Genomic DNA, 851 nt, shown 5'->3' on the forward strand with positions numbered 1-851 from the left:
GAAGACACGTTCGCCAGCGACCAACGGCGCGGTCACCACCGGCGATTCGAGCTTCGCGCGCCACGTGACGCTGCCGCCATCCATCACGACCAGTTCGTTGTCACGGGTCACGACGGCGGCGTAGCGGCCGTCGCTGCCCACGCCGGCGGAAATGCGCCCGCCGGCTTCGCCGCGCCAAACCTCGCGGCCGGTCGCGGCTTCGAGCGCCAACACGGTGCCGTTGTCTGAAGCCACGTGGAAACGGCCCGCGCGCACCGCCACCGACAGCGGGAAGGTCACGTCGTTCAGGCGCGTGTTCCAGACCTGGCGGCCGGCGATCTGCGGCTCCAGCGATTCCAGGCTGGCCGGCTTGGGCTTGTCGGCAGAGCAGCCGGCCAACACGGCCAGGGCCACCAGGCTGATGGTGGCAAGCTTGGTTGACATGCGGACCGCCATCACTGGGCCACCCCGCTGGCGGCAGCCGCCGGCTCGGGCGCAGCGCCCAGGCTGGCCAGCTTCGACTCGACGATGCGGCGGTAGTCCAGCTGGTCGCTCATCGCCTTGTAGGACGCGAGATAGGCTTTCACCGCCTCTTCCTTCTTGCCCGAGGCCAGCAGGATGTCGCCACGGCGGTCATCCGCCAGCGCAGCGAATTCCGGTGACTTGACCGCGTCGACCTGCTTCAGCGCCTCGTCGTAGGCCTTCTTGTCCAGCAGCAGGGCCGACAGGCGCAGGTGTGCCAGCGCCTGGTACTCCTCGTCGGTGGCTTTTTCGGCCACCCAGGTCAGGCTGGCCTGCGCCTCGTCGCCCTTGCCCTTGTCGGCCTGCAACTTGGCTGCCTGCAAGCCCGCCTGCTGGGCATAGGCCGTGCG

2 protein-coding genes are annotated in these 851 nt (G+C 69.2%); both read right to left on the minus strand.

Annotated features, from left to right (window positions below; all coding sequences use genetic code 11):
• Positions 1-423: outer membrane protein assembly factor BamB family protein (locus AC1DYI_RS37150; RefSeq protein WP_477209072.1), on the minus strand; the 423-nt coding region annotated here is incomplete at its 3' end.
• A gap of 11 nt (positions 424-434) precedes the next feature.
• On the minus strand, positions 435-851 hold a 417-nt coding region (locus AC1DYI_RS37155; protein ID WP_477209073.1), incomplete at its 5' end, for a YfgM family protein.

This window comes from Ideonella sp. P3_A4, from assembly GCF_056403075.1.